Below are 26,435 nucleotides of genomic sequence, written 5' to 3' on the forward strand. Positions count from 1 at the left end.
AATAGCGACCCAGCTTGCTCATTCCCCGCGGGGTGACATGCTCTTTCGCCTCTGACCCTGGCCACCCCCCTCCCCCCCGGCCCCCCTCCCCCGTCCCCGAAGCGGCATAGCGCCTTCGCCACGATGCGGGCATGACCCCTGTTTTTAGAACGCCGCACCTCGCGCACCCCTTTTCTGGAGCCTTCATGACCGACCTCACCGCCTACCCCGAGCACTGGCCCGCCGTCGTCCGGGACGCCTACGACGCCGTGCTCGAGCAGCGGCCCGATCTCGCCGGCGCCGAGTTCGCCGCTCTCGAGACGGCCTGCGAGCTCCTGGCCGCGGGCGAGGCACACGCCATCGTCGCGCGCGAGGCGGGCGGCGTCGCTACCGGCTCGACGGGGCAGATCGTCGTCCATCCCTCGAGCGTCGAGTCCCGCCTCACCCGCACCGCGGCCGCCGGGATCCTGGCGCGCCTCGTGCCGCCGCCGACGAGCGGGAAGCTCACCGCCAGCGAGCGAGGCCGACAAGGCGCCGCCGGCCGGTGGCAGGGCAAGACTTGAGGCCGCCCTCCAGTCAGCGCAGCGCCCCTCGGTCGCTGACCCTCACCGTCCGGGTCAACGACGACGACGAGCGCTGGAGCCCAGACGCTCCCTCCGACAGCTGGACGCCCGCCGCCGCCTTCGCCCGCGCATGCAGCTTCGCCGCTCGCTCGCCTGGCTCTGACCGTCGCCGTACCGGTGCCGCCTACCAGGCGCTCCTCGGCGCGGTGCCCGGCCTCAAGCGCGCCGAGATCCGCGAGCGCCTGACCGGCGAGGACCACTTCCGCGACCACTTCGAGCTTCACGACCACCACGACGGCCGCCCCGCCGTGCTCGAGGATCTGCCGCCCTTCTGAGTCGCGGACCGCTCCTGGCCCCCTCCTCATTCGTAGCAACTCGCTGCACACCACCGATGACCGAGACCGTTCACTTCCAGGGCGAGACCTTCACCTTCGACGCCGAGCCCGGCTGGCAGGAGCGACTCCGCGAGGCGCTCCTCGGCAACGGCCCAGCCGCCGTCCTGACCGAGCTCCTCGGCGAGGAGCCGTTCAGCCGCTTCGTCGACGTCGCCACGAAGGCGGGCCCGCTCGCCCTCACGCTGCTCATGCTCAAGCTCGGGGTCTCCGTCCCCTTCACTCGCAAGTAGCGCCACCGCCCCCACCCAGCCAGCCCCGTTGCCACTCCAGGCAGCGGGGCTTTGTCGTGCCATCGCCGCACCCCAGAGGAAACACCTTGACCAATATCGGATTCGCCACATTGTCCGTGATCCCGAGTGCTGCTGGCTTCGCCAAGCTCCTCGGCGGTGAGATCGACGGCCCACTCGCCAGCGGCGGGCAGGCGGCCGGTGCCAAGTTCGGCGCCACCTGGAAGGGCGCAGCGCTGCCGCTTCTCGCGGCGGGCGCCGTGGCTGCCGGCGTGGGCTTCGGCGTCAATTTCGCGGCGGGTGCGGTCCAGGCGGCCGGGCAACTCGAGCAGTCCGTCGGGGCCATCGACGCGGTCTTCAAGGAGTCGGCCGGGCAGATGCACGACTGGGCGTCGGACGCAGCGACGGCCGTCGGTCTCACCGGCAACGAGTTCAACGAGCTCGGAACCCTGATCGGCAGTCAGCTTCGCAGCGGCGGCACGGCGATGGACGAGCTCGCCCCGAAGACCAACGAGCTCATCGGCCTAGGCGCTGACCTCTCGAGCATGTTCGGCGGCACGACGAAGGACGCGGTCGCCGCGCTCTCGTCCGCCCTCAAGGGCGAGCGCGATCCGATCGAGGCCTACGGCGTCTCGCTGAACGAAGCGAAGGTGCAGGCCAAGGCTGCCGAGCTCGGCTTCGCGGCCGTCGGGGGCACCCTCTCCGACGAGGCGAAGCAGGCCGCGACGCTCGCGCTCATCATGGAGCAGACGGCCGACGCGCACGGCAACTTCGGCCGCGAGTCCGACACCCTCGCGCATAAGCAGCAGGTCCTCGCGGCGACGATGTCCGACGCGAGCGCCCGCATCGGAGCAGAGCTACTCCCCGCGGTCTCCGCCGGCGCGAGCGTGCTCCTCAGCGTCCTCGGTCCCGCGATCGACAAGACCGTCGCCGGAGTCCACCTCGCCGTCGGCGTCGTCGGCACTCTCTGGGAGGCCTTCAACGGCCGCCCACCCACGATGGACCTCGGCCCGCTGACCGAGCCCGTGACCACCTTCGGCGCCACGCTCCGCCGGGTCTTCGACGCCGTGTCCGGCTTCCTCGCCTCGTCCGGCGCCAGCATCGCCGCGGTCGTCGGCGGCATGGGCGGCACCTTCGCTGCGCTGGCGCCCTACCTCGCGCCCATCGGCGCCCTCGTCGCCGGCCTGGCCCTGAACTTCGCGCCGCTCGCGAGCATCGTCCCGACCATCACCGGTGCGCTCGGCGGCCTCGCCGGGATCCTCCCGAAGCTCGGCGGCGGCTTCCTGACCGCCCTCGGCCCGGTCGGGCTCGTGATCGGCCTCTTCGCAGCCGTCGTCGCCGCCTCGCCCGCGCTCCAGGGCGCCCTCATGGGGCTCGTCTCGACGATCGGCGCCGCGCTCATGCCGATCTTCCAGGCGCTCGGCCCGATCATCGGCCTCCTCGCGACCACCCTCGGCACGATCCTGACGACCGCCGTCACCGCCCTGACCCCGATCCTCGTCCTCGTTGGCGACGCCCTCGCTCAGGTCGTGACCGCCATCGCCCCGCTCCTCGCAGCCGTGGTCGGTCTGATCGCGCCGCTCCTCGGTCTGATCGCGCCCCTCCTCGACTTGGTCAACGCCGTGATCCCGATCGTCGTCGTCGCGATCGGTCTCTTCGTCGCCGCCCTCGGTCCACTCATCGAGACGATCCTCGGCGTCCTGATCCCCGTGATCCAAGCGCTGATGCCGGTCGTCGAGACCGTCTTCGGCGTCATCGTCGAAGTCGTGTCCGCGGCGATGCAGATCGTCCAGGGCATCATTGACGTCGTCACCGGCATCATCACCGGCAATTGGTCGATGGTCTGGGCCGGCATCCTCTCGATCCTCGCGGGCGTCTGGAATGTGATCGTCTCGCTCGTCACGGGCGCGATCAACATCGTGATGTCGATCATCGCCGCAGTCCTCGCAGCGATCTCCGGGATCTGGACGAACGCCTGGAACGCGATCGGCTCCTTCGTCTCCTCGGCGTGGAACAACATCACGTCGTCGATCACCGCCGGCATCGGAAACGCCCTGTCCGTCATCGGCAGCCTTCCCGGCCGGGCAATGTCCGCCCTCGGCGACCTCGGGAGCCTCTTCCTGTCCTCGGGTAAGGCGCTGATCCAAGGCTTCATCGACGGTATCTCGAGCATGATCGGCGCCGTTGGCGACGCGGTCGGCGGCGTGATCGACTTCGCGGCGGGATTCTTCCCCAACTCCCCCGCGAAGCGCGGACCGCTCTCCGGCTCCGGCTGGACGAAGATCCTCCACTCCGGAGGCGCGATCGGCGACGCCTTCGTCGGCGGGCTGACCGGCTCGCTCGGCGGAGTCGAAGACGCCGTCGGCGCACTCACGAACGCTGCCTCGCCCACCGTGCGGCCCCTCGTCGAGCCGGCCGTCGGCTTCGCCTCTCCGGCCGTCGCCGACGGTGGACTGGCCGGCCGCCCGACAGGCCCCGTCTACGTTCAGAACCCCTGGACCGGCGACTACCTGCTCTCGCAGACCGCCGAGGTCGCGGATGTGCAGGCACATCGCGTCGTCGGCGACTACGACTCGAACGAGAAGCTCGCGGTGAGCAACGGGACGTGGCCGCTCGGGTTCTAGCCGGTCGGGAGCGGCCCCGCTCGCCATGCAACGAGGGGGCCGCTGAGCGCTAGCTCGCCAGCGTGAAATCGAACGCCGGCGTGAACGTGACACCGAGGCGATCGAACCACTCGCCTGCGATTCCGAGGACGCCGACGATCTGCACGAAACCCGACGCGATTCGCGAAAGGATCCTCGGCCGCGACTTCGCCTCTACGGATCCGCGGATCCTACGAATCTCGGCGCCGTCAGCGTTTCGAGTTGCGACTGGCGCCGCACGGTGCCAACCTTGCACTCGTTCGGTGATGGGGGACATTACGAACTCCTGATCTCCACTCCTCAACGGAGTGGTCGTGTACGAGCGAGGTCCTAAGCTCGCTCGTACTCTGTGATTGCTAGTCACACGGTCCGGCTCGTCGCTCGCGCGGCGGGCCGTTTCCGTGTCGGTCGACGTTGGGACGACCGGAGGTCCGGACGTTCGTCCGTGGCTCCTGTGGACAACGGTAGAGCACCCGACTGTGTTGCGGCGAGCCCACTAGGGCTAGTAGTTACATCCGTGTAGTTATCCACCGGTTACTCACCGATCCGTCCACAGGCCAGCGCCCGCGGATCCGCGGAGGGACGCGGTTAGCCCCAAGTTATCCACCGCTGTGGAGGAGCTTCCGGCGTTCCCTGTGTACAACGCTCGTCGGCGTGTCGTTATACCTCATCACGTCTCGATCGCCAACCCAGCGTCGACGAGCCCGCTCAGATCGACAGTGCCGCCACCGCCGGCGACTCTCGGCGATGCCCGCCCGCGCCCTCCTGGCGTGGTTGACGGCGATCGACACCCCTGACAAACCGCACGCGGTTTGCTGACGCGCCTAGGGCCCGTCCTGGACTCACCGTCCGGGGCGGGCCCTTTCGTCGTTCTCAGGGCCCCCGGGCACCGACGCCCCCGACGCTGCGACGGCCGCTTCGCGGATCCACTGCGCAGGTTTCATCCCTGCTCTCGTCGCCGCCTCTGAGACGAGCTCGTACTCCCGCTCTGTGAACCGCACGCCTCGCACGCGGCTCAACGGATCGTCGGCCTTCGGGCGCCCTCTGGCTGCATGCTCGCTCATGCCGCCACATTAACGGGTTGCGGCCTCGTATTTCTTGGGTAACAATAAATCAGCTGCACCGCCGCAGCATCGCTCACCCAGGAGGCCTCATGCCGAAAAACCCCGTCGCCCGCGCGACCGCCACCCTCGTCCTCGAGATCGCCGACCACCTGTCCACCGCCGACCTGATCCGCATCGAGCCGTGGCCGGGACGTGACGGCGAGCTCCGCGCGACGAGCCTCGCCGACGGCTCCTTCTCGGCGTGGATTCCCGCAGGCGCACGAGGCCTTGGATGCGGCCTCGCTCGCGTTGAGCCCGACGGGACCGTCGTCGACTGGCTGCCCGCCGCGGCCTAGCCCACGAGCGAGAGCCTCGGCCGCACGAACTCGATCAGCTGGCCGACCCGCAGCCCCGTCCTGGACGTGAACCGCACACGCTCGACGCGCACCTCGGCTGCGAGCTCGTCACCGCCGACCGCCATCACGGCCTCGGCGTCGTCGGCGAAGTCGCGGTCGAGCGACAGCCAGCGCCGGGGGCCGCTCTCGGTGAGCAGCGGGACGCTCACCCGCCGCCATAGCCGCGGGTACCGCGAAGCGGCGGAGCCGGAGCACCGGTAGTGCAGGTCGTACTGCAGATCGCTGTCCGCGACCTCGTACGGGACGAAGTCGCCGTCGAGACGCCGGGCTAGCTCGACAGTGGCGATTGCCTCAGGGGACACACGTCCGCGGACCCTGGCGATCGTCTCGACCTCGTCCCTCACAGCGCCGAGGCTACCGTCAAGAATTCGGGCCGCGATCCGATGTCCAGCGCGCCGGATGCGCCCGTTGCCGTCACCGCTGCCGTCAGCCCCGAAACGACGAAGGCCCGACACCCGCGTTTCCGCGTAGTATCGGGCCTGTCCGTGCACCCCCTCGGACTTGAACCGAGAACCCACTGATTAAGAGTCAGTTGCTCTGCCGATTGAGCTAGAGGTGCGTGGCGATGCTGCCTGGCCGGAGAAAAAATGCTTTCCGAACCGAGGAATCACATTAGCAGTGGCTCCCCCCTCCTCGTCAAATCGAGACGCGGCGGATCTCGGCGCACCCCCTCGGCACCGCCGCGCGAGGAAGCCGCTCAGTATCGTGGAGCCGTGACTCCGAGCCTCGACGACGACCTCCGCCTCGCCCTCCGACTCGCCGACGCGGCCGACGCCGTCTCGAGCGAGCGCTTCCTCGCGCGGGACCTCGAGGTGACGACCAAGCCCGACCGCACCCCGGTCACCGACGCCGACCGCGCCGTCGAGGAGGCGCTGCGCGCGCTCCTCGCCCAGGAGCGTCCCGAGGACTCGATCCTCGGGGAGGAGTTCGGCACCTCGGGCGACGCGGCGCGGCAGTGGATCCTCGATCCGATCGACGGCACCGCCCACTTCCTGCGCGGAGTCCCGATCTGGGCCACGCTCATCTCGCTCGCCGTCGACGGCGTCCCGGTCGTGGGAGTCGTCTCGGCGCCGGCCCTGGGCAAGCGCTGGTGGGCGGCGAAGGGCTCCGGGGCGTGGACCGACGAGAGCGCCGGCGCCGTCGGGCGCATCGAGCTCCCCGACGAGCTGCGCGGGGTGCTGGCCGCCCCTGCCGTGCAGCAGCCGCGGCGCATCCGGGTGTCGGGCATCGCCGACCTCGCCGAGGCGACGTTCAGCTACAACAGCATCCAGCAGTGGGACGGCGCCGGGAGGCTCGACCAGCTGCTGGAGCTCGCCCGCGGGGTCTGGCGCGACCGCGCCTACGGCGACGCGTGGGGCTACATGCTCGTCGCCGAGGGCCTGCTCGACGGCGCGGGCGAGTTCGACGTCAAGCCGTACGATCTCGCCGCGCTCGTCCCCATCGTCGAGGAGGCGGGAGGCCGCTTCACCTCCGCAGACGGGGAGCCCGGCCCCTGGCACGGCAGCTCGCTCGCCACCAACGGACTGCTGCACGACGAGATCCTCGCGATCGTGGCGGAGCGATGAGGCGGGTCCTCCCCTCCCTCGCCGTCGCGGCCCTGGCGCTCGCCCTGGCGTCCTGCTCCTCGGTCGTCGGCTCCGAGGCGCCCGATGCCGTCCGCGACGAGGCCGGAGCGATCGTGAGCGCGGGTGTCGTCGACCCGTTCTCCCTCCGCAAGGGCGACTGCCTCCTCTCCCCCGACGGGGACCGGATCGCCGATGTCGAGCTCGTCCCGTGCGGCGAGGTCCACGACCTCGAGGTCTTCCACGTCTTCGACCAGCCCGGCGAGGAGTACACGAGCCGCAACACGCTCCTCGCGCAGGCGAAGGCGGCGTGCGACATCGAGTTCCCGAACACGATCGGCATCTCGTACGGCGCGTCCGCGCTCGAGTACCGCAGCATCGTGCCCTCCGAGGTGAGCTGGAGGCACGGCGACCGCGCCATCGCCTGCGCGGTCTTCGACCCCACGACCGGCCCCGGCACGGGCACCCTCTTCGGCGCAGCCCGCTGAGGCGGACACCGCGGTCGACGACCGTCAATCCCCGACCGGGACCCGTTGACAGCCGCCACCCGGCGGCGCACTGTGTGAGGACCCGAGATCGGCCCGGGGGGTGCCGGACGTAGCGACGAGGAGTCGTCCATGCACCAGGAGCACGCCGCCGATCAGCCGGAGCGGCCCGGCACCGCGGAGCGGGAGTTCGCCCCGGCGGACACGCTCTTCGACCGCATCCGGCACGAAGCGGCACTCGTCGCCGCGGCCGAGGCTCTCGAGCCCCTCGGCCACCCGGTCTGGGCCGGCCTGCTGCGCGACTACACGATCGCCTCCGACCGGGTGCTGTCCGTCCACGGGGACGCCGAGGCCGCGACCCTGGGCTGGCTCAAGCCCCGGGGCATCGTCTCGCTGCTCGTCACGGAGGAGTGCAGCGACCGCCACACCGTCGAGCACCTGGCCGCCGCTCTCGCCGCGATGAACGCGGTGACCCTGACCGTCGACGACGAGCGCGCGGAGCGCCTGCGGCCGGTGACCGACGCCGTCGTGGCGGTCCTCCCGGATGCAGTGGCCGAACTGCCCGTCCGAGCGCAGTCCGACTACCCGCCGGGTGCCGCCGCCGCGGTGCTCACTCCGACCGCTCTGTACCGCTCCTGGGCGCCGCCGACGCTTCTGAACGGGCCGGCGCGCGACGAGGCGGACCGGGTCGCGACACTCACCCTCTACGGGCGCGTGCGGCAGCTCGACGTCCGACCGGGCTGAGCGCGGCCAGGCGGGGACGAGGGCGGCGCAGACAGCACGAAGGCCCCGTCTCCCTCTCGGGAGCGGGGCCTCTGCCTCGACGTGTGCGACGACGACCGGTGGTGGAGATGGGGGGAATTGAACCCCCGTCCATCGCTGTGATTCTGCGCCTTCTACGGGTGTAGCCAGTGAAAGCGTTCTACTCGGCCCCGACCGTTACCACTGACGCATCGGTCGACGGGCCCAGCCCGAGTTCGAGTCCCGCGTCGCCCTCAGGCGTAACGACGCAGCAAGTCCTCTAGATGACGCCAGGACCCGGGGCGAGGACGCACCCTCGGGCTGACGGACTATCGACTCTGCTTAGGCAGCGAGAGCGAAGTCGGTGCGCTTCTGTTCGGCACCTGTGTTTTTCAGAGATCGTTAACGAGATAACCCTGAATCCTCGACCCGCTTCTCGCAGTTTCGCAGGCGATGTCGAAACCGATCATCCCCGCGAGCACTCGGCGCGGATGCCGTGAGGCACCGCACAGGAGTGGGTCGTCGTCGCACACTGTCGAGTTGTGGATCCGCTGCTCCCCGAGAGGAGCGGCGGCTGCCGCGAGCGGGTGGACCGCAGTGGCAGATGACCATTCTAGCCGCTCCGGCGAGCCCGTGGGGCCCGCAGCCGACGTCCGTCAGGACTCCGTGCGCGCCGTCACCCGGCGGCGGCGCAGATCGAGGAGACCGAGCAGGAGCGCCACGGCGATCAGCCCCAGAGTCACGAAGGCGCCGTTGCGGAAGGCGTCGTGATACGCCACGAGCCCCACCGTCATGCCCGCCTCGCTGGCGAGCGTCGCGAAGAAGACGGCCGAGGCGCAGGCCGTGCCGACCGCGGTGCCGAGGCGCTGGCCGAGCTGCCCCACGGAGCCCGCCACTCCGCCCTGCTCCGGCGATATCTCGGCCAGCGTCAGCGTCTGATTCGGCGAGACGACGAAACCGCCGCCCGCTCCGGCGACCAGCATGGCCGCGGCCATGCCGTACGCCGCGGTTCCGGCGGGCATCAGCTCGGCCGCCAGAAGCACCAGCGCGAAGCCGACGATCACCAGGACGATGCCCAGCACGACGAGCGAGCGGCCGTACGTCTGCACCAGCTTGCCGCCGTACCACGCGGTCAGTGCCGAGGTGAGGGCGAAGGGGATGCTCACCATGCCGGCGAACACCGGCGCGAGCCCGAGGCCCTGCTGCAGGAACAGCGTCGTCAGGAGGAACGTGGCCGGGATCGCGGCGAAGTAGGCGGTCGCCAGGAGGATCCCGTTGCGGTACGAGCTCGTGCGGAAGATCCGGAAATCGATCACCGGGGTGCGTCCGAGCGACGAGTAGTGCGCCTCCCAGCGCACGAAGACGGCTGCGGCCGCCACCGCGAGCACCAGCCAGAACCAGCGGTACGGCGAATCGGAGGACGCCCCGGTGGTCAGCAGGAACGGGAGCATGAAGGCGAAGATCGCCACGCCCAGGAGCAGCAGCCCGACGGGATCGAGCGAGGTGTCCCCCGCCGGCTTCCGCTGCACCCGCGGCAGGAGCCGCCAGGCGAGGACCAGCGCGGCCACGCCCAGCGGGATGTTCATCCAGAACAGCAGGCGCCAGCCGTCCTGCTCTCCCCCGATCGCGATGAGCAGGCCGCCCAGCGTCGGACCGAACGCCGTCGACAGCCCGATCACCGCACCGAACACCCCGAACGCCCTCGCCCGCTCGGCGCCGGTGAAGAGCTGCTGCACGAGACCGAGCACCTGCGGCATCTGGATGCCCGCCGCGATCCCCTGCAGGAAGCGGGCGACGACGAGCAGCTCGATCGACGGCGCGACGGCGCAGAGCAGGCTCGTCAGCGTGAAGACGGTCAGGCCGATCAGGAAGAGCAGCCGGCGCGAGCGGATGTCGCCCAGGCGTCCGGCCGGCACGAGCGCCAGCCCGAAGGCGAGCGCGTACCCCGCGACGATCAGCTGCAGCTGGCTCGCATCCGCCGAGAGCGACTTCTCGATCGAGGGCAGGCCGACGTTGACCTTCGACAGGTCCAGGATCGTGAAGGCCGCGACCGACACCGCCACGGCGAACGCCCGCCAGCGGGTCCTCTCCTCGGCGGCGGTGCGCGGTGCGTCGGGGGAGCTCTCGGAGGCGGTCACGCCCTCCAGTCTTTCAGCACCCGCGGCCCCTTCGAGCGGCTTGCGCCCGACGGTCCGCAACGGGGAAGTCGAACGCTTCACCCGCACCTTCGCTAACAAATGGGCCCACCGGCAGCCCTTCACCAGCAACCAGGACACGAAGGCCGCCCGAGTGCTCTAGGTCACTCCGGTGGTGCGCTGTGCGAGTCCTCACCTCGATGCATGGCAGTCCCGATAGGGGATCGGCCACGCCACCACTTCGGCGAGCGGGATGCGCCGCGCTGTGACTTTCGGCGTCATGCGGCGGCGTTCTGTTATCGCTATCTGGCCGTTCACCTGGTTGTCGGCGCTGGCGCAGAACGGTAGTTAGCGTCGTGCGAGCGCGTTGGTCACAGTGCGGCCGGCAGGGCGGTCATGAAAACGCCCGGCCGAGGTCACTCAACCGGGCGTTTCAGGACCTGCCGCTTTTCGGCTGGCCCTCCCTCATGGTGTGACAAGTCCTGAGAGCCGCCACAGTGCGGGGGTATCGCTTCATCCACCTCGAACGCGCAACTCAGGATGGAACTCTTACCGAGGAATCAAGCCTCAAGCTTTTCGATCTTCTCGACGATCTTGTTTCGTTTCCGATTCACTTTCCACCAACTGACTGAATGGCGCACGGTGAGCAGACCCACCTCAGCCAAGTCAGGAAGATCCTCCTCGGCCAGCTTCTTGTTCACCAACTCTTTGTCATCGCTGTCGGTGGACTCGATGATGGCATGGGCACGAGTAACCCGATCCGACGCAAGCGGGTGGGCTGCCACGGCAGCGTTCGCCGAGGCGAGCTTCGCTTGCAACTCTTCGAGAGATTCACGATTGAACATACGTCAGCTTCTTACTTTCCCTTGATGCAGGCGAGAGCGGCTTTCGCCAGAGCCCCGCCGAGGGACCCCGGTGAGCCCGATGCAATGATGTTGGCAATCTGCGGTCCATTCAGCCCGATGCCAACAAAGCACCTGATCACTGCCGGTGCAAACCACAGCGGGTCGGCAACGACCGGATACGCGACTTTCTCTGCCGCGGCGTGGTCGACACTCTGTGTCAATGTCGATCCCTCTACGGCGTAGCTCGTGGGAACGTTGACGCCGTTGGCATCCACGGCCCATGCGTCGCCCACAACCACTGCGGTGCTGCCGTCAGAGTTGAGGATTGCGGCTCCGTCATCCACCAGCGCGAGCGTTTGACCTTCGTCGAGCGTAACCTCGTAGGAGTAATCGATGGGTGCTCCCGCATCGACAATGGTGGTAAGCATCTGCACACCGAGGTCACCGACCACAATCGAATTCGCACTCGACTCCCCGGGATACGTCACAGTGCCGTCTGGAAGTATGGCCGGTGCCCCTGCCGCGGACGCATTGGGTAGCTGGATCGTGACCAGATCGCCGTCCACATCGGTCATCGTAACACCATCGGAAAGGGCGGACGGCACAGATACTTCGCCGCCGCCCAGCTTGGTGGTGCCAGTGCCAGTTGCTACGGAATCGTGAAGTAGGGAGGGGTTGGTGTTTCCGACGTTCGCTAGTGATTCAGCAATCACCGTGGACGATGCGTCAGGCTGGTCGGTGGTGCTTGCGAAAGCACTCGCGGGTGCTCCCAGCGTGGCGAAAGCCACTAGGCCTGCCACGCCAAGTGCTGTCGATCGGAGCGACGTTGAACGACCATAAACCTTCATCTCGTACTCCCATTGTGCGTCCGCAATAAATAATGCGCGTCTGAGAAAGCGTGCATGTTGAACAAGGCGACACTCGGCTGATTCCCAGGGGGCGCTTCGCTCTACGACAAGATACGGAGTGGATCGCGTCTCAAACCACCCATGGCGCGTTCTCGACTGAGGCTCAGCACGCTCGGCGTCGGTCCACACCTCACGAGACAGCTCTCCGGATCGGCGGCCTCTGCACCTTTCGGGCCCTTGCAACGCAGTGCGTACATCCGAGGAACGCCCCAGCTTGACGTCGAACAGTGCCGCGAACACGTCACGTTGAAGTCTGATACGCCTTGGTCGACACCGCTCTTGTCCGACTCGTCGAGCCCGGGAAGACCAGCCCGAAACGAAAGGCGGTCGTGTTGGAGGCTCGGACGCGACTGCGATCAGGTCCCGCGAGACTCGTTCTCGAGACCGGTGTTCCTGCGCGCACGATCTCCCGGATCCTGAATCGCCACCACGTGCCACCGCTGGCCTGGCTGGACCCGATCACCGGCGCGATCATCCGAGCGGCTCGCGCCACGGCGAACCGCTACGAGCACGAGCAGCCCGGCGATCTGATCCACATCGACGTGAAGAAACTCGGCCGGATTTCCGACGGCGGCGGCTGGCGCGCCCACGGACGCAGCGAGCAGGTCCGCGGACGAGGCATCGGATTCGACTACGTTCACGCGGCCGTCGACGACCACCCGCGCCTCGCCTACGCCGAGATCCATCCCGACGAGAAGGGCGTCACCGCAGCCCGATTCCTGACCCGCGCGGCCGCCTACTTCGCCGAGCACGGCATCACCCGCATCCGCCGCGTCCTCTCGGACAACGCCTTCGCCTACCGCAACTCGACGGCATTCCACTCAACTGTCGCGGACTCGACGCCCGCCAGACGTTCATCAAGCCGGCAATCAAGCCCGCACGAACGCTGTTGCACCCTGGATCCACCACTACAACACTGAACAAAGCCACTCGAGCCACGACCACACACCCGCAGCACGAGCGACACCAACGTGCTGACCCAGTACACCTGGTCGCCTCCCGCCCTACGCTTCGGAGCGTGCTGATCTGGCTGAACGGGACCTTCGGGGTGGGCAAGACGCAGACCGCCCACGAGCTGCGACGCCGGATCGCGGGCAGCGTCATCGCCGATCCGGAGCCGCTGGGCTTCGGCATCCAGCGGATGTACCCTCCGGCGCTGAGGAGCGACTTCCAGGAGTCGCCGTGGTGGGCGCCGACGACAGCCGCGATCCTGCGCGATCTGACGCGCCGTCACACGGGCGTCGTGATCGTCCCGATGACCCTCGCCGACCCGGAGCGCAGGGCGGAGATCTTCGGTGTGCTCCGCGAGGACGGAGTCGACCTCCGTCACGTCGCCCTCCTCGGCGGGCGATCGACCGTGCAGCGGCGTCTGCGGCGGCGGCTCGAGGGTCCGGACGGCTGGGCGATGCGGTCCTTCTCCTCCGTGGACACGGCCCTGCGCGATCTACCCGCGGAGGAGACGTTCGCGACCGACGCCCTCCGACTCCCCGAGGTGGTCATCGGAGTCGGCGCACGGCTGGGACTCGACCTGCGGTACAGCGCGGTCGACCGCCTCGCCCTGCCGTGGCGGCAGATGTCCGTGATGCTGCGTCACGTGCGCTGAACGCCCCGACCTCCGCCGAGGAGGCGCGGCCTAGTCGCCCAGGCGGCGGCGCGTCGCCATGGCGCGGTCCGCCTCGCGGCGGTCCTGGCGCTCGCGGAGCACCTGGCGCTTGTCGTAGTCCTTCTTGCCCTTGGCGACCGCGAGCTCGACCTTCGCCTTGCCGTCGCTGAAGTAGAGCGAGAGCGGGATCAGCGTGTACCCGCCCTCCTTCACCTTGTTGTGGATCTTGAGGATCTGCGCCTTGTGCAGCAGCAGCTTGCGCTTGCGGCGGGGCGGGTGGTTCGTCCAGGTGCCCTGCGCCCACTCGTTGATGTGCACGGCGTCGAGCCAGGCCTCGCCGCCGTCGACGAAGGCGTAGCCGTCGACGAGCGAGGCGCGTCCGGCGCGCAGCGACTTGACCTCGGTGCCCGTGAGCACGAGGCCGGCCTCGTAGGTGTCCTCGATGAGGTAGTCGTGGCGCGCCTTGCGATTGGTCGCGACGACCTTCTGTCCCTGTTCCCTGGGCACGGCGGCTCCTTGAGTCCGAGAGCGATGATGGGCCGCCCCGTTCGGAGCAGCCCATCAGTATACGCGCGTCGTCGGGTCAGACCCGCAGGTACCGCGCGATCGCGACGTTGGAGGCGATGGCCGCGAGGATCGCTCCGACCACGACCAGGATCGGCACGACGATCAGCGCGTCATCCAGGCCGACGAACGACGTCAGCGGGATCCGGTACGCGAGGAACCCCTGCACGAAGAACTGCACGATCGCCACGACCGCGACGCCCGCGAGGAGCGAGCCGAGCAGGGCCGCGAAGACCCCCTCGAGGATGAACGGGGTCTGGATGAAGCGGTTGGACGCGCCCACCAGGCGCATGATCCCGAGCTCCCTCCGCCGTGAGAAGGCCGACAGCCGGATCGTCGTGGCGATCAGCAGCACCGCCGCCACCAGCATGAGCACCGCGATGCCGATGGCCGTGTAGCTCGCCGCGTTCAGGATCGAGAAGATCTGGTCGAGGTACTGCCGTTGGTCGGTGACGCTCTCGACGCCCGAGACGCTCGAGAGGCTCTCGACGAGCACGTCCGACTGCGTCGGGTCCTGCAGGTTGATCCAGAAGGTCTGGTTCAGCAGGTCCGGAGTGACGTACTCGGCGACCGGGTTGCCCGCGAACTGCTGCTGGAAGTTCGCGTACGCCTGGTCGTGGTCCTCGAAGTAGAACTGGTCGATGTAGGGGTCGAGGGTCGCGCCCGTGAGCTGAGCCTCGACCGAGTCGATCTGCTCCTGCGTCGCGTCGGATCCGCTGCAGTTCGAGCCGCCGGACGTGGCGGTGCACATGTACACCGCGACCTGGGCCTTGTCGTACCAGAAGTTCTTCATCTGGCCGATCTGCATCTGCAGCAGGATCGCCGTGCCGACGAAGGTGAGGGAGATGAAGGTGACCAGGATCACCGAGACGACCATGGAGACGTTGCGTCGGAGGCCGCTCGAGACCTCCGACCAGATCAGTGCGAATCTCACTTGACGGGTCCTACGTTCTGCTGGTCGTCGCCGGTCTCGTCGCCCTCGCCCGCGTGGGCGCGCAGGCCCAGGCGGGCCGCGAGGGACTCCTCGGGCAGCGCGCCGGTGTCGGCGGGCAGGTAGATCGGACCGGTCTGGCTCTGGAGCTCGACGATGCGCGGGGCGGCGGGCGCCTCCGGCTCGACGGGCGCGGGGGCGGGCACCGGGGTCTCACCGGTGCGGGGGTGAGCTGCCGTGACGTGCGTCTCGGCTGCGGCGGAGCGGCGGCCGTCCGGGATGCGGGGCTGGGACGCGGTCTGCGAGAAGCGCGGGCGCAGGAACGCGCCGGTCCGCGATGCGGGCTCCGGAGCGGCCGTCTCGGCCGCGGCCGTCTCGGGAGCCGCGGCCGGGGTGGCGGCCGTGACGGGCTCCGTGCGCGGCGGTGCGCTGCGGCGCAGGTCCTGCTCGGGCACCTCGGCCGGAGCCAGCTCGCCCTCGATGAGCACCGGGGCGACGATCGGCTCCGAGACCGGGTGGTCGTCGGCGGCCACCACGACGACGCCGTCGTGCACGACCGTGATGCTCTCGGTCTGGCCGTAGCCGCCGCTGCTCTCGTCGCGCACGATGCTGCCCGCCGAGAGCTCGATGACGCGGCGCTTCATCTGGTCGACGATGCCGGCCTCGTGGGTCGCCATGATGACGGTCGTGCCGCCGGCGTTGATCCGCTCGAGGAGGGCCATGATGCCGGCACTGGTCGTGGGGTCGAGGTTGCCCGTGGGCTCGTCGGCGAGGAGGACAGCCGGCTTGTTGACGACGGCGCGCGCGATCGCGACGCGCTGCTGCTCGCCGCCGGAGAGCTCGTGGGGCAGTCGCGAGGCCTTGCCCGCGAGCCCGACCATCTTGAGCGTGTCCGGGACGGCCTCCTGGATGAAGCCCTTGGACTTGCCGATGACCTGCAGGCTGAAGGCGACGTTGTCGAAGACCGACTTGTTCGGCAGGAGCCGGAAGTCCTGGAACACCACGCCCATGTTGCGGCGGAAGTACGGGACCTTACGGCTCGAGATCTTGCCGAGGTTCTGGCCCAGGACGTGGATCGACCCGGACGAGGGCCGCTCCTCCTTCAGGATCAGCCGGAGGCAGCTCGACTTGCCGGACCCGGAGGCGCCGACGAGGAAGACGAACTCGCCCCGCAGGATCTCGAGGTCGATGGCGTTCAGGGCGGGTCTCGTGCCGCCGCGATACTGCTTGGAGACGTTGTCGAAGCGAATCATGTCGATACGAGGGTAAGCGACGATGCCCCGGGCGCCGCTGCCGTGCTCCCCCGGCGCGCCGGGTGAGGAGTCCGGGAGGGCGCTGCGGAGGGGCTCAGGCGGACTTGCGCCAGCGGATCCCCGCGGCGATGAAGCCGTCGAGATCGCCGTCGAAGACGTGCGCCGGGGTGCCGACCTCGTAGTCCGTCCGGAGGTCCTTGACCATCTGGTACGGAGCGAGCACGTAGCTGCGCATCTGGTCGCCCCAGCTCGCCGTGATGTTCCCGGCGAGCTCCTTCTTGGTCGCCGCCTCCTGCTCCTTCTGCAGCAGCAGCAGGCGGGACTGCAGCACGCGCATGGCGGCCGCGCGGTTCTGGATCTGGCTCTTCTCGTTCTGCATCGAGACGACCGTGCCGGTGGGGATGTGGGTCAGCCGGACGGCGGAGTCGGTGGTGTTGACCGACTGGCCGCCGGGGCCGGAGGAGCGGAAGACGTCCACGCGGATGTCGTTGTCCGGGATCTCGATCGCCCCGGCCTCCTCCATCAGCGGGATGACCTCGACCGCCGCGAAGGAGGTCTGGCGCTTGCCCGCCGCACCGAAGGGGCTCATCCGGACGAGTCGGTGCGTGCCGGCCTCGACCGAGAGCGTGCCGAACGCGTAGGGGGCGTCGATCTGGAAGGTGGCCGACTTGATGCCGGCCTCCTCGGCGTAGCTCGCGTCCATGACGGTCGCGGAGTACTTGTGCTTCTCGGCCCAGCGCAGGTACATGCGCATGAGCATCTCGGCGAAGTCGGAGGCGTCGACGCCGCCCGCACCCGCGCGGATCGTGACGACCGCGGGGCGGTCGTCGTACTCGCCGTCGAGCAGGGTCTGGACCTCGAGCTCGCCCATCACCTTCTGCAGCGACGCGAGCTCGGCGATCGCCTCCTGCTCGGAGTCGGCGTCCTCGGCCTCGTTCGCCATCTCGACGAGCACCTCGAGGTCGTCGAGGCGGCGCTCGATCGAGGTGATGCGGGCGAGCTCCGACTGGCGGTGGCTGAGCGCGCTCGTCACCTTCTGCGCGTTGACGGTGTCGTCCCAGAGGTCGGGGGCGCCGGCCTGCTCGTTCAGCTCCGCGATGCGGGTGCGGAGGCGATCGACGTCGATCACGGCGCGGATGTCGTCGAAGGTGGAGCGGAGAGCAGTGATCTGCTCGGTGAAGTCGTTGTCCAGCATGGTGCACCCAGACTACCGGGGCGCGCCCGCGGAGCCCTGAGCGCTCGGGGCGCGAGCGTAGGCTGGGGACGGTGACCGACACCGCCGAGCGCCCGTTCCCCGTGGGCCCGCTCCTGCTGTCGACGTTCCTCCCCACCCTCCTCTTCTCGATCGGCGAGGGCGCGATCATCCCGCTGCTGCCCGTGGCCGCCGGCGATCTGGGCGCGACGCTCGCGATCGCCGGCCTGGTCTCGGGGATGATCATGATCGGCGAGCTCGCCGGCGACGTGCCCAGCGGATGGGTGGTCTCGCGCATCGGCGAGCGCGGCGCGATGCTCGCCGCGTCGGCCGCGTCGATCCTGGGGCTCGTGATCTGCCTGCTGTCGACGTCGTGGGTGGGGCTGACGGTGGGCGTCTTCGTGATCGGAGTCGCGACTGCGGTGTTCGCGCTGGCGCGGCACGCCTTCATGACGTCGTTCGTCCCCGTCGGCTACCGGGCGCGCGCGCTGTCGGCGCTCGCGGGAGCGTTCCGCGCCGGCTGGCTCATCGGGCCGTTCGTCTCGGCGGGGGTCGTGCACCTGACCGGCACCGTCGAGTCCGTCTTCTGGATCCACATCGTCTGCTGCGTGCTGGCGGTCGCCGTGCTGCTCCTGGTGCCGGATCCGGCCACGATCCTCCGCCGGTCCGCGGCTGCCGTCGAGGAGACGGCGCCGCCCGAGCCGCGCCGGGGGCTCGCCCGGACCCTCCGCGAGCACCGCGGAGTCCTCGCCCGGATGGGCACCGGCGCCGCGCTCATCGGCGGGCTCCGGGCGAGCCGCACCGTGGTCCTGCCGCTCTGGGCCGTGAGCATCGGGATGGGCGGGACGGACACCGCGATCGTCATCGGCATCGCCGGCGGACTCGACTTCGCCCTCTTCTACCTGGGCGGCCAGCTGATGGACCGCTTCGGCCGGGGCGCCACGGCGATCCCGTCGATGATCGGACTCGGCGCGGGCCACCTGGTGCTGGCCGTCACCCTGCTCGCGGTCGATCCCGTGCCGTGGTTCGTGGCGGTCGCGTGCCTGCTCGCGGTGGCGAACGGAGTCGGCTCGGGCATCCTCATGACGATCGGAGCGGATCTCGCGCCGCAGGACGATCCCGCGCCCTTCCTCGGCGCGTTCCGCTTCACGGGCGACGTCGGCGGTGCCGTCGCTCCACTGGCCGTCGCCGGGCTGACCGCTGCGGTGTCCCTGCCCTTCGCCGCCGGAGCCGTGGGAGTGCTGGGCCTGGTGGGCGCCGGCGCGCTCGCCCGGTGGATCCCGCGCTACCTCCCGCACGGACGGCCGAGCGGCTGAGGCTCCCCTCCTACACTGGAGCGGCACCCGCGGGAGTGGTGGAATGGCAGACACGCAGGATTTAGGTTCCTGTGCCGCAAGGCGTGAGGGTTCGAGTCCCTCCTTCCGCACCTGTCGCAGACGGCCGCGACCGGGCCGCTGACCGCGTTCCCCGGCACGGCTCGCACGGCGGCGGCCGCACGGTCGCGGAGCCCCGGGAGCGGGTCGCGGATCCACGGCCTGCGCGAGGGGTCGAGCGCTACGCTGAGCGCTGTCACGCCTTCGCCCCACCGCCCACCGGCCGAACGGCACCGCCGACGACTGGAGACCCGTTGAACCACGCCGCCCTCATCCCCTGGCTCGATCCGGAGACGATCCTCACCTCGTTCGGACCCTGGGGCGTCGTCGTGGTCTGCCTGATCGTCTTCGCCGAGACCGGCCTGCTGATCGGCTTCCTCTTCCCGGGCGACACGCTCCTCATCATCACCGGGCTCCTCGCGCACGAGAACGCGTCCAACGGCGGACTGGGCGTCCCCATCTGGCTCATCTGCCTGGCGGTCGGGTTCTCGGCCTTCGTCGGCGGCGAGGTCGGCTACCTGATCGGGCACAAGGCGGGTCCGCGCATCTTCGAGCGCAAGGAGTCGGGGTTCTTCAGCGTCGAGAACGTGCGGCGCACCAACGCCTTCTTCGAGCGCTTCGGCGGCCTCGCCGTGATCCTGGCGCGCTTCGTCCCGATCGTGCGCACCTTCGCACCGATCGCCGCGGGCGTCGCCCACATGAACTACAAGAAGTACAGCCTCTACAACCTCATCGGCGCGCTGGTCTGGGGCAGCGGAGTGACCCTCCTGGGCTGGCTGCTCGCCTTCATCCCGCCGGTGGCCGACTTCGTGTCGCACTACATCGACGTGATCCTGCTCGGAGCGGTCGCCCTCGCCATCATCCCGACGCTCTTCCACTTCTTCCAGCAGCAGCGCCGGGCGAAGCATGCGGCCGACCCCGAGACCGACGCGGCCGAGGCGAGCGCGCTCGTCCTCGACCCGTCCGTCGTCGACGACGAGCGCCGCGAGCACTGACCGCTGGCGGGCTCAGGGCAGGCGCGCCGCCAGCCCGGTCAGCTCGGCGCGCAGGGCCGTGAAGGCGCGGGCCCGGTGGCTCGCCGCGTTCTTCTCCTCGGGCGAGAGCTCGGCCGCGGTGCGGTCGGAGCCCTCCGGGACGAAGACCGGGTCGTAGCCGTGGCCGTTCGCGCCCCGGGGTGCGGTCGCGATCGCTCCGGGCCAGCGGCCCTCGACGACGATCTCCTGCCCGCCGGGCAGCACCGACTCGGGCACCACGAGCGCGATCGTGCAGACGAAGTGCGCACCGCGGTGCTCCTCGTGCACGTCGGCGATCTGGGCCAGCAGCAGCTCGAGGTTCGCCACCGCGTCGTGCGGCTTCCCGGACCACCGGGCCGAGAAGATCCCGGGCGATCCGCCCAGGACGTCGACGCGGATCCCGGAGTCGTCCGCGAGCGAGACGAGGCCGGTGTGCGCCGCTGCGGCGCGCGCCTTGATCAGCGCGTTCTCGGCGAAGGTGACCCCGTCCTCGACCGGCTCGGGGCCGTCGTAGGAGCGCACGCCGACACCCGGCAGCGCCTGGGCGAGCATGGCGCGGAACTCCTCGACCTTGCCCGCGTTGTGCGTGGCGAGGACGAGATCCAGGCTCACGCGCCCGCCTCCGCGGCGAGCGCCTCCGCCTGGATCCGGGCGAGGTCCGACGCGCCGGAGACGGCGAGGTCCAGCAGGGCGTCGAGCTCGCGGCGGTCGAACGGAGCGCCCTCGGCGGTGCCCTGCACCTCGACGAAGAGGCCCCGGCCGGTGACGACCACGTTCATGTCGGTCTCGGCGCGGACGTCCTCGACGTAGGCGAGGTCGAGCATGGGCACGCCGTCGATGATGCCCACCGAGACGGCCGAGAGGCTGTCGATGAGGGGCACCGCCTTCTGCCCGATGTACTTCTTGCCGCGCGCCCACTCGATCGCGTCGACCATGGCCACGTAGGCGCCGGTGATCGCCGCGGTGCGGGTGCCTCCGTCGGCCTGCAGCACGTCGCAGTCGATGACCAGCGTGTTCTCGCCCAGCGCCTTCATGTCGACGACGGCGCGCAGGCTGCGGCCGATCAGGCGCGAGATCTCGTGGGTGCGCCCGCCGACCTTGCCCTTGATCGACTCGCGGTCCATGCGGGAGTTGGTGGAGCGGGGCAGCATCGCGTACTCGGCCGTCACCCAGCCCTTGCCCTTGCCCTGGAGCCAGCGCGGGACGCCGTTGGTGAACGACGCGGTGCAGAGCACCTTCGTGTTCCCGAACGAGACGAGCGCGGACCCCTCGGCCTGCGTGCTCCAGCCGCGCTCGATGGTCACGGTGCGCAGCTCGTCGGGCGCGCGGCCGTCCTTGCGGACGACGGTCTTCTCGGTGTCGGTCACTGGGGTCTCCTCGATGGGGCGCGGCCGCATCCAGCTCGCGCAGATTGATGGTGCCGGTCTCGACGAGGTCGACGCTGGAGACCTCGGGGCCGAGGAAGCGGCGGGCGAGGCGGACGAAGTCGCTCGAGCCCGTCTCCTCCCAGCGGTAGGTCGGCGGCGCGGCCTCCGTGCGCTGCAGCCCGTGGGCGACGAGCGTCCGGTACACGTCGAGCGCGGTCTCCTCGGCGCTCGAGACGAGGCGGACGTCCGGGCCCATCACGTACGCGATCGCGCCGCGCAGCAGCGGATAGTGGGTGCAGCCGAGCACGAGGGTGTCGACGCCCGCGGCCTTCATCGGCGCCAGGTACTCCTCGGCGACGGCGAGGAGCTCGTCGCTCCAGGTCACTCCCGCCTCGACGAACTCGACGAAGCGCGGGCAGGCGGCGGTCACGAGCTCGAGGTCGGGAGCCGCGACGAAGGCGTCGTCGTACGCCCGCGAGCGGATCGTGCCGACGGTGCCGATCACTCCGACGCGGCGGTTGCGCGTGTCGCGCACGGCGCTGCGGACAGCGGGCTGGATCACCTCGACGACCGGGATGCCGCGGCCGATGGTGTAGCGCTCGCGCGCATCCCGCATCATCGCCGCCGAGGCCGTGTTGCAGGCGATGACGAGCAGCTTCGCGCCCTGGTCGACGAGCGTGTCGAGCGTGTCGAGCGCGTACGCGCGGACATCGGCGAGCGGCTTGGGCCCGTACGGCGAGTGCGCGGTGTCGCCCAAGTAGACGATGGACTCGTTCTGCAGCTGGTCGATGATCGAGCGGGCCACCGTGAGTCCACCGACGCCCGAGTCGAAGATTCCCAGGGGTGCGTCGGTCACGATCGACCAGCCTACCCGCGCCCCTCCCCCGGGACGCGAGCCCCCGGCTGCCGACCCGCGAGCCCTCCGCGAGCCCCGGGCCGTGCGTGGAAGACTGCGGGGATGGACGCGACCGCCTTCCTCACCGACCGGTACGAGCTCACGATGGTGGAGGGCGCCCTGGGCAGCGGCACCGCCGATCGGCGCTGCATGTTCGAGGTGTTCGCCCGGAGCCTGCCCTCCGGACGCCGCTACGGCGTCCTCGCCGGGACCGGGCGCCTGCTCGAGCTCGTCTCGTGCTTCCGCTTCGGCGAGCCCGAGCTCGACTGGCTCCGCGAGAACCGCGTGGTCGACTCGCGCACCCTCGACTGGCTCGCCGACTACCGCTTCAGCGGCGACGTGTGGGGCTACCGCGAGGGCGAGGTCTACCTGCCCGGCTCCCCCGTGCTGATCGTCGAGGCGCCCTTCGCCGAGGGCGTGCTGCTCGAGACCCTCGTGCTGTCGGTGCTGAACCACGACAGCGCCGTCGCGAGCGCCGCGGCCCGCATGGTCTCGGCCGCCGGCGACCGCCCGCTCGCCGAGATGGGCTCCCGCCGGGCCGGCGAGCGCTCGGCCGTCGCCGCGGCACGGGCCGCCTACATCGCGGGATTCGGCTCCACCTCGAACCTCGAGGCGGGACGCAGCTGGGGCGTGCCGACGATGGGCACGTCGGCGCACGCGTTCACGCTGCTTCACGACTCCGAGGAGGACGCGTTCCGCGCGCAGGTCGCCGCGCTCGGCCCCGGCACGACGCTCCTCGTGGACACCTACGACGTCACCGCCGCGGTCGACCTGGCCGTGCGCGTCGCCGGCACGGGCCTGGGCGCCGTGCGGATCGACTCCGGCGACCTCCCGCAGCAGGTCGCCGCCGTCCGGGCGCAGCTCGACGCCCTCGGGGCGACAGGCACCAGGATCACCGTGACCAACGACCTCGACGAGTACGGCATCGCGGCCCTCGCCGCCTCCCCCGTCGACTCCTACGGAGTGGGCACCTCGGTCGCCACCGGCTCCGGCCACCCGACCGCCGGCATGGTCTACAAGCTCGTGGCGCACGAGGACGACGCGGGCGAGTGGGTCGCCGTCGCGAAGAAGTCGGCCTCGAAGGCGTCGATCGGCGGTCGCAAGGCGGCCGGGCGGCTGCTCGCGGCCGACGGAGTGGCTCAGGAGGAGGTCGTGCACGTGGGCGCCGGCCCCGAGGGCGGCGTCGGAGAGGGCGAGCGCGCACTGCTCGTCCCGCTCGTGGACGGCGGCGAGATCCTCGGCGACGCCCTGGGCGCGGCGGGCACGGCCGCGGCGCGCGAGCACCGGGCGTCGGCCGTGGCGGAGTTGCCGCAGGACGCCCTGCGCCTGGGCCGGGGGGACCCGGTCATCCCGACGCGCTACGCCTGACCTCCGAGGACGGCATGACACGCGAGAGCGGGAGGGGGCGGCCCGGTCGCCGGGCCGCCCCACTCACTTCATCCGGGCGTAGATCTCCTTGCAGGAGGGGCAGACGGGGAACTTCTCCGGGTCGCGCCCCGGGAGCCACTTCTTGCCGCAGAGCGCTTTGACGGGCTTGCCCGTCAGTGCGCTCTCGAGGATCTTGTCCTTCTGCACGTAGTGGGAGAACCGCTCGTGATCCCCCGGTTCGATGGTCTCCTGGTTCAGGAGCTCCTCGAGCTCGCGGTCGAGGGTGGCGGTTCCGCCGCCTCCCTCGAGAGGGTCGGTGCTGCTGTTCTCGGGGCGGGTCGTCATGCCCCCGATCCTACGCGCGGCCGACCGAGAGGTCAGCGGGAGCGGAGCAGGTCAGTAGCGGCTCGTGAACGAGACGAGCTCGGCCGCACGGCGATCGAAGAGCCACCCTCCGAGCAGCACCCCGAGCGCGAAGACGACCACCGCGCTGCCGAAGCCCGTCAGGATCGCGGCCTGCGCCGCCTCCGGCTCGACGAACAGCGCCCGGATCGCGAGCACGACGGTGGGAGCCGCCAGCAGCAGCCCGAGCCCGAAGGCCAGCGCCTGCGGGCCGGCTCCACTGGAACCGGGCGCCTGCGGCTGCACGAACGGGCTGTCGCCGGGCCGGGGAGCCGGGTACGCCAGCCGCGCCGAGACCGCACTGGCGACCCCGGCGGGCACCAGCAGGAGGCAGGTGTTAGCGGCGAGCAGGACGGGTAGGGCCCCATCGAGACCCGAGGTGGCGCTCGAGGCGAGCGAGCCCAGGAGCACGATCGGCAGTCCGAGCAGGAGCGTCGGGAACGCCCGGCCGAGGCGGTCGGCCCGACCGCTCACTCCGGCGGCGACGTGGAGCCAGAACGCGGACCCGTCGTAGGCCGTGTCGTTGTGCAGGAACCAGCCCAGGAACAGCACCACGAGCGGCACCGGCAGCAGCGACAGGAGCGGGAACGGCACCTCGACCAGAGCCAGCAGGACGAGGACGACGACGGGGAGCAGCGGGACGGCCACGAGCGACGCCTGGTACCGCGGATCGCGGATCCAGTAGGTGATGCTGCGGGCGGCCACCGCGCCGGTCGGGGATCCGCCGAGCACGTCGAACCAGCCGAGCCGGAGCCCGCGCGGCGGACGGTGCGTGCGCTCGGGCCGGTCGACGAGCAGGCGCACGAGCAGCCACCAGAGGACCGCGAGGGCGGCCAGCGTCACGAGCGCCACCAGCAGCGGCCCGACGGGATCGCCGGCCACGGCCGCCGGAGCGATCGCCCAGGCCGCGCCGAACGGCGTGACGCCGAGGGTCGCGGCGACGGAGCCGAGCGCGCGCGCGCCTGCTCCGCCCCAGTCGAGGCCGGTTACGGCGATCATCACCGCGGGCACGGTGAGCAGGAGCACGAGTCCGAGGATCGCGAGGAGCTCCCGGGCGGTGCGCGACGGGACGAGGGCGGAGGAGGCGGCGAGGCCGATCCTCGCGCACAGGAGCGCGGTGGCGACGCCGAGCAGCGGTCCGAGGACGGCGAGCACGCCGGCGTCGGCGAAGAGCGGGACGAGCGCGAGGGCGAGCACGAGAAGCGCGAGGACCGGCACCGAGAGCAGCCCCGCGAGAGCGAGCATCGCCGCGAGGCGCGCACTGGGGATCCCGAAGAGCCGGAAGGCGCGCGGGTCCATCGGATCCAGCGGCCCCAGGAGGAAGGGCAGCACCAGGAAGCCGGCGGTCACCAGGGCGCCTCCCCCACGGTCGCGTCGGCCGCGAGCCCGGGGGCGCCGCGCAGCGCGCCGAGCGCGGCGAGCAGCCCGGCCGTCGCGGCGACGGCGACCAGGACCCCGAGGACGACCCCCGCGGAGCGGGCGGGACCGGAGCGGAAGGACCCGAGGAGGACGTCGAGCCTCAGCCGGAGAAGTCGTGCAGCCACTGCAGCCCCTCGGCGATCTGCTTGCCGCCCGCCAACTCGAGGAAGCGCTCCTCGAGGGTGGCGGTGCCGGCGACGTCCTCGACCGCTCCCGAGGCGAGGACCCTGCCGCCCACGATGACGGCCACGTCGTCGCAGACGCGCTCGATGAAGTCCAGGCCGTGGCTCGAGAGCACGACCGTGCCGCCCCCCGCGACGAAGCGGCGGAGCACGGTGATCACGGCCGCGGAGGAGACGGGGTCGACCGACTCGAAGGGCTCGTCGAGCACGAGGACGCGCGGAGCGTGGATCATCGCGCCGGCGAGCGCCACCTTCTTCGCCATGCCGGCGGAGTAGTCCGAGATCAAGCGCTCGAGCGCGTCGGTGAGCCCGAGCGCCTCGGCGAGCTCCTGGGCCCGCTTCTTCGCGGTCGCCCTGTCGATCCCGCGCAGCGCCGCGGCGTAGAAGAGGAACTGCGCGCCGGTCAGGCGGTCGAACAGGCGCAGGCGGTCCGGCAGGACGCCGATGAGCCTCTTGGCGGCGGCCGGGTCCTTCCAGACGTCGACGCCGTGGACGAGGACGCGACCGGTGTCCGGGCGGAGCAGGCCGGTCATCATCGAGAGTGTCGTGGTCTTGCCCGCTCCGTTGGGGCCGATGATGCCGTAGAAGGTGCCCGCGCGGACCGCCAGGTCGAGCCGGTCGACGGCGACGGTGCGTCCGAACGTGCGGGTGACGGCGTGCAGCTCGTAGACGACGGGGTGCGGGTCGGCCGCCGCGTCGGGAGTCTCCCCGGTCGCAGCGGGCCCGGCCGGGACCGCGGGATCGACGGCGTCCTCCGGATCGGCGGGGAGCGGGGTGCGCTCGGACCCCTCGGCGTTCGTCGACGTCATCCGGCAACGGTACCAACCCGCCCGCCCCGCCCCCTGGGCCCCGCGCCGGACCCCGCGACACGGCCGAGGTCAACCACCCTGGCCCTCGAGAGCGGGGACTGTACACTATCTCTCGACCCGAGG

At 70.5% G+C, this 26,435-nt stretch carries 28 protein-coding genes, 2 tRNA genes, 1 other RNA gene and 2 pseudogenes; 14 read left to right on the forward strand and 19 right to left on the reverse strand.

What is annotated here, in order from left to right:
* Nucleotides 1–185 precede the first annotated feature (185 nt).
* From AC0CID_RS06585 to AC0CID_RS06600, 4 genes are all read left to right on the forward strand, one after another.
* Nucleotides 186–542 (forward strand): hypothetical protein, encoded by a 357-nt coding sequence (locus AC0CID_RS06585; RefSeq protein WP_465226186.1) that lies wholly within the window; start codon nucleotides 186–188, stop codon nucleotides 540–542.
* Nucleotides 539–877, forward strand: coding sequence for a hypothetical protein (locus tag AC0CID_RS06590; RefSeq protein WP_465226187.1), 339 nt, complete (start codon nucleotides 539–541; stop codon nucleotides 875–877). The genes AC0CID_RS06585 and AC0CID_RS06590 overlap by 4 nt, the downstream gene beginning before the upstream one ends.
* Before the next feature lie 56 nt (nucleotides 878–933).
* Entirely contained in the window at nucleotides 934–1,167 is a 234-nt protein-coding gene (locus AC0CID_RS06595; RefSeq protein ID WP_465226188.1) for a hypothetical protein, read from the forward strand.
* 86 nt (nucleotides 1,168–1,253) lie between these two features.
* Nucleotides 1,254–3,788, forward strand: a complete 2,535-nt coding sequence (locus tag AC0CID_RS06600; RefSeq protein ID WP_465226189.1) for a phage tail protein — start codon at nucleotides 1,254–1,256, stop codon at nucleotides 3,786–3,788.
* Nucleotides 3,789–3,837: 49 nt separating this feature from the next.
* Here the strand turns inward: AC0CID_RS06600 and AC0CID_RS06605 are convergent, their stop codons facing one another.
* Together AC0CID_RS06605 and AC0CID_RS06610 are read right to left on the reverse strand one after the other, a co-directional pair.
* The gene (locus AC0CID_RS06605) at nucleotides 3,838–4,083 is read right to left on the reverse strand and encodes a hypothetical protein (RefSeq protein ID WP_465226190.1); all 246 of its coding nucleotides are present in this window, start codon (nucleotides 4,081–4,083) and stop codon (nucleotides 3,838–3,840) included.
* 565 nt (nucleotides 4,084–4,648) lie between these two features.
* A complete protein-coding gene (locus tag AC0CID_RS06610) occupies nucleotides 4,649–4,870 on the reverse strand; it encodes a plasmid mobilization protein (protein ID WP_465226191.1) in 222 nt (73 codons plus the stop codon).
* Nucleotides 4,871–4,959: 89 nt separating this feature from the next.
* Between AC0CID_RS06610 and AC0CID_RS06615 the strand changes: the two genes are divergently transcribed.
* Nucleotides 4,960–5,205: a hypothetical protein gene (locus AC0CID_RS06615; RefSeq protein WP_465226192.1), complete on the forward strand. Its 246-nt coding sequence runs from the start codon at nucleotides 4,960–4,962 to the stop codon at nucleotides 5,203–5,205.
* On the opposite strand, the gene AC0CID_RS06620 is transcribed toward AC0CID_RS06615, so the two are convergent.
* Together AC0CID_RS06620 and AC0CID_RS06625 are read right to left on the reverse strand one after the other, a co-directional pair.
* Nucleotides 5,202–5,567, reverse strand: a complete 366-nt coding sequence (locus AC0CID_RS06620; protein ID WP_465226193.1) for a hypothetical protein — start codon at nucleotides 5,565–5,567, stop codon at nucleotides 5,202–5,204. The two genes, AC0CID_RS06615 and AC0CID_RS06620, sit on opposite strands and share 4 nt — an antisense overlap.
* Before the next feature lie 184 nt (nucleotides 5,568–5,751).
* Nucleotides 5,752–5,824, reverse strand: a tRNA-Lys gene (locus tag AC0CID_RS06625).
* Between the two features lie 154 nt (nucleotides 5,825–5,978).
* Between AC0CID_RS06625 and AC0CID_RS06630 the strand changes: the two genes are divergently transcribed.
* From AC0CID_RS06630 to AC0CID_RS06640, 3 genes are all read left to right on the forward strand, one after another.
* Nucleotides 5,979–6,830 (forward strand): inositol monophosphatase family protein, encoded by an 852-nt coding sequence (locus AC0CID_RS06630; RefSeq protein WP_465226194.1) that lies wholly within the window; start codon nucleotides 5,979–5,981, stop codon nucleotides 6,828–6,830.
* The gene (locus tag AC0CID_RS06635) at nucleotides 6,827–7,315 is read left to right on the forward strand and encodes a septum formation family protein (protein ID WP_465226195.1); all 489 of its coding nucleotides are present in this window, start codon (nucleotides 6,827–6,829) and stop codon (nucleotides 7,313–7,315) included. The genes AC0CID_RS06630 and AC0CID_RS06635 overlap by 4 nt, the downstream gene beginning before the upstream one ends.
* A gap of 129 nt (nucleotides 7,316–7,444) precedes the next feature.
* Entirely contained in the window at nucleotides 7,445–8,056 is a 612-nt protein-coding gene (locus AC0CID_RS06640) for a hypothetical protein (RefSeq protein WP_465226196.1), read from the forward strand.
* 99 nt (nucleotides 8,057–8,155) lie between these two features.
* Here AC0CID_RS06640 and ssrA read toward each other — a convergent pair.
* The 4 genes from ssrA to AC0CID_RS06660 all read right to left on the reverse strand — a co-directional run bounded on the left by ssrA (nucleotide 8,156) and on the right by AC0CID_RS06660 (nucleotide 11,821).
* Nucleotides 8,156–8,527: a transfer-messenger RNA gene (gene ssrA, locus AC0CID_RS06645) on the reverse strand.
* Nucleotides 8,528–8,709: 182 nt separating this feature from the next.
* Nucleotides 8,710–10,200, reverse strand: a complete 1,491-nt coding sequence (locus AC0CID_RS06650) for an MFS transporter (protein ID WP_465228060.1) — start codon at nucleotides 10,198–10,200, stop codon at nucleotides 8,710–8,712.
* A 548-nt stretch (nucleotides 10,201–10,748) separates the two neighbouring features.
* Complete coding sequence (locus AC0CID_RS06655) at nucleotides 10,749–11,033, reverse strand: hypothetical protein (protein ID WP_465226197.1); 285 nt, start codon at nucleotides 11,031–11,033, stop codon at nucleotides 10,749–10,751.
* Between the two features lie 11 nt (nucleotides 11,034–11,044).
* Complete coding sequence (locus AC0CID_RS06660) at nucleotides 11,045–11,821, reverse strand: hypothetical protein (protein WP_465226198.1); 777 nt, start codon at nucleotides 11,819–11,821, stop codon at nucleotides 11,045–11,047.
* Nucleotides 11,822–12,237: 416 nt separating this feature from the next.
* Between AC0CID_RS06660 and AC0CID_RS06665 the strand changes: the two are divergent.
* A pseudogene (locus AC0CID_RS06665) lies at nucleotides 12,238–12,919 on the forward strand (DDE-type integrase/transposase/recombinase); the annotation flags it as partial.
* A gap of 40 nt (nucleotides 12,920–12,959) precedes the next feature.
* Complete coding sequence (locus tag AC0CID_RS06670; RefSeq protein ID WP_465226199.1) at nucleotides 12,960–13,544, forward strand: AAA family ATPase; 585 nt, start codon at nucleotides 12,960–12,962, stop codon at nucleotides 13,542–13,544.
* Between the two features lie 30 nt (nucleotides 13,545–13,574).
* Here the strand turns inward: AC0CID_RS06670 and smpB are convergent, their stop codons facing one another.
* The 4 genes from smpB to prfB all read right to left on the reverse strand — a co-directional run bounded on the left by smpB (nucleotide 13,575) and on the right by prfB (nucleotide 17,487).
* Nucleotides 13,575–14,051 carry an SsrA-binding protein SmpB gene (smpB, locus tag AC0CID_RS06675; RefSeq protein WP_068252130.1) on the reverse strand — a complete coding sequence of 159 codons (477 nt, stop codon included), beginning with the start codon at nucleotides 14,049–14,051 and terminating at the stop codon, nucleotides 13,575–13,577.
* A gap of 76 nt (nucleotides 14,052–14,127) precedes the next feature.
* Nucleotides 14,128–15,042, reverse strand: a complete 915-nt coding sequence (ftsX, locus tag AC0CID_RS06680) for a permease-like cell division protein FtsX (protein WP_207408107.1) — start codon at nucleotides 15,040–15,042, stop codon at nucleotides 14,128–14,130.
* Nucleotides 15,039–16,292: a cell division ATP-binding protein FtsE gene (ftsE, locus tag AC0CID_RS06685; protein ID WP_465226200.1), complete on the reverse strand. Its 1,254-nt coding sequence runs from the start codon at nucleotides 16,290–16,292 to the stop codon at nucleotides 15,039–15,041. Before ftsE ends, ftsX begins: the two co-directional genes overlap by 4 nt.
* A 94-nt stretch (nucleotides 16,293–16,386) precedes the next feature.
* Nucleotides 16,387–17,487 carry a peptide chain release factor 2 gene (gene prfB, locus AC0CID_RS06690; protein ID WP_055793603.1) on the reverse strand — a complete coding sequence of 367 codons (1,101 nt, stop codon included), beginning with the start codon at nucleotides 17,485–17,487 and terminating at the stop codon, nucleotides 16,387–16,389.
* 71 nt (nucleotides 17,488–17,558) lie between these two features.
* Between prfB and AC0CID_RS06695 the strand changes: the two genes are divergently transcribed.
* The 3 genes from AC0CID_RS06695 (at nucleotide 17,559) to AC0CID_RS06705 (ending at nucleotide 19,852) form a co-directional block, all read left to right on the forward strand.
* Complete coding sequence (locus AC0CID_RS06695; RefSeq protein ID WP_465226201.1) at nucleotides 17,559–18,800, forward strand: MFS transporter; 1,242 nt, start codon at nucleotides 17,559–17,561, stop codon at nucleotides 18,798–18,800.
* A gap of 29 nt (nucleotides 18,801–18,829) precedes the next feature.
* Nucleotides 18,830–18,910: transfer RNA gene (locus tag AC0CID_RS06700), tRNA-Leu, on the forward strand.
* 201 nt (nucleotides 18,911–19,111) lie between these two features.
* A complete protein-coding gene (locus AC0CID_RS06705; RefSeq protein ID WP_465226202.1) occupies nucleotides 19,112–19,852 on the forward strand; it encodes a DedA family protein in 741 nt (246 codons plus the stop codon).
* A 12-nt stretch (nucleotides 19,853–19,864) separates the two neighbouring features.
* Here the strand turns inward: AC0CID_RS06705 and rdgB are convergent, their stop codons facing one another.
* The 3 genes and pseudogenes from rdgB to murI form a co-directional block, all read right to left on the reverse strand.
* Nucleotides 19,865–20,482, reverse strand: coding sequence for an RdgB/HAM1 family non-canonical purine NTP pyrophosphatase (gene rdgB / locus AC0CID_RS06710; protein ID WP_207403845.1), 618 nt, complete (start codon nucleotides 20,480–20,482; stop codon nucleotides 19,865–19,867).
* Nucleotides 20,479–21,237 (reverse strand): ribonuclease PH, encoded by a 759-nt coding sequence (gene rph, locus AC0CID_RS06715; RefSeq protein ID WP_465226203.1) that lies wholly within the window; start codon nucleotides 21,235–21,237, stop codon nucleotides 20,479–20,481. Before rph ends, rdgB begins: the two co-directional genes overlap by 4 nt.
* Nucleotides 21,238–21,277: 40 nt before the next feature.
* A pseudogene (gene murI, locus AC0CID_RS06720) lies at nucleotides 21,278–22,093 on the reverse strand (glutamate racemase); the annotation flags it as partial.
* A 102-nt stretch (nucleotides 22,094–22,195) separates the two neighbouring features.
* Here murI and AC0CID_RS06725 point away from each other — a divergent pair.
* Nucleotides 22,196–23,500, forward strand: coding sequence for a nicotinate phosphoribosyltransferase (locus AC0CID_RS06725; protein WP_465226204.1), 1,305 nt, complete (start codon nucleotides 22,196–22,198; stop codon nucleotides 23,498–23,500).
* Nucleotides 23,501–23,563: 63 nt separating this feature from the next.
* Here AC0CID_RS06725 and AC0CID_RS06730 read toward each other — a convergent pair whose 3' ends face one another.
* From AC0CID_RS06730 to AC0CID_RS06745, 4 genes are read right to left on the reverse strand one after another with little or no spacing between them, the layout of a single operon-like run.
* The gene (locus AC0CID_RS06730; RefSeq protein WP_055793615.1) at nucleotides 23,564–23,845 is read right to left on the reverse strand and encodes a DUF3039 domain-containing protein; all 282 of its coding nucleotides are present in this window, start codon (nucleotides 23,843–23,845) and stop codon (nucleotides 23,564–23,566) included.
* 51 nt (nucleotides 23,846–23,896) lie between these two features.
* Nucleotides 23,897–25,252 carry a hypothetical protein gene (locus tag AC0CID_RS06735; protein WP_465226205.1) on the reverse strand — a complete coding sequence of 452 codons (1,356 nt, stop codon included), beginning with the start codon at nucleotides 25,250–25,252 and terminating at the stop codon, nucleotides 23,897–23,899.
* Nucleotides 25,249–25,446 carry a hypothetical protein gene (locus tag AC0CID_RS06740; protein WP_465226206.1) on the reverse strand — a complete coding sequence of 66 codons (198 nt, stop codon included), beginning with the start codon at nucleotides 25,444–25,446 and terminating at the stop codon, nucleotides 25,249–25,251. Before AC0CID_RS06740 ends, AC0CID_RS06735 begins: the two co-directional genes overlap by 4 nt.
* Nucleotides 25,422–26,312: an ABC transporter ATP-binding protein gene (locus AC0CID_RS06745; RefSeq protein WP_465226207.1), complete on the reverse strand. Its 891-nt coding sequence runs from the start codon at nucleotides 26,310–26,312 to the stop codon at nucleotides 25,422–25,424. Before AC0CID_RS06745 ends, AC0CID_RS06740 begins: the two co-directional genes overlap by 25 nt.
* Between the last annotated feature and the right edge of the window lie 123 nt (nucleotides 26,313–26,435).

It is taken from the genome of Rathayibacter sp. AC451, from assembly GCF_979253095.1.

Coding starts and splice junctions, on each gene's coding strand:
- AC0CID_RS06635 (WP_465226195.1), top strand. CDS start 6,827: ATGAGGCGGGTCCTCCCCTCCCTCGCCGTCGCGGCCCTGGCGCTCGCC.
- AC0CID_RS06640 (WP_465226196.1), top strand. CDS start 7,445: ATGCACCAGGAGCACGCCGCCGATCAGCCGGAGCGGCCCGGCACCGCG.
- AC0CID_RS06725 (WP_465226204.1), top strand. CDS start 22,196: ATGGACGCGACCGCCTTCCTCACCGACCGGTACGAGCTCACGATGGTG.
- AC0CID_RS06610 (WP_465226191.1), bottom strand. CDS start 4,870: ATGAGCGAGCATGCAGCCAGAGGGCGCCCGAAGGCCGACGATCCGTTG.
- AC0CID_RS06605 (WP_465226190.1), bottom strand. CDS start 4,083: ATGTCCCCCATCACCGAACGAGTGCAAGGTTGGCACCGTGCGGCGCCA.
- AC0CID_RS06655 (WP_465226197.1), bottom strand. CDS start 11,033: ATGTTCAATCGTGAATCTCTCGAAGAGTTGCAAGCGAAGCTCGCCTCG.
- AC0CID_RS06745 (WP_465226207.1), bottom strand. CDS start 26,312: ATGACGTCGACGAACGCCGAGGGGTCCGAGCGCACCCCGCTCCCCGCC.
- ftsE (WP_465226200.1), bottom strand. CDS start 16,292: ATGATTCGCTTCGACAACGTCTCCAAGCAGTATCGCGGCGGCACGAGA.
- AC0CID_RS06595 (WP_465226188.1), top strand. CDS start 934: ATGACCGAGACCGTTCACTTCCAGGGCGAGACCTTCACCTTCGACGCC.
- prfB (WP_055793603.1), bottom strand. CDS start 17,487: ATGCTGGACAACGACTTCACCGAGCAGATCACTGCTCTCCGCTCCACC.
- AC0CID_RS06585 (WP_465226186.1), top strand. CDS start 186: ATGACCGACCTCACCGCCTACCCCGAGCACTGGCCCGCCGTCGTCCGG.
- AC0CID_RS06730 (WP_055793615.1), bottom strand. CDS start 23,845: ATGACGACCCGCCCCGAGAACAGCAGCACCGACCCTCTCGAGGGAGGC.
- AC0CID_RS06615 (WP_465226192.1), top strand. CDS start 4,960: ATGCCGAAAAACCCCGTCGCCCGCGCGACCGCCACCCTCGTCCTCGAG.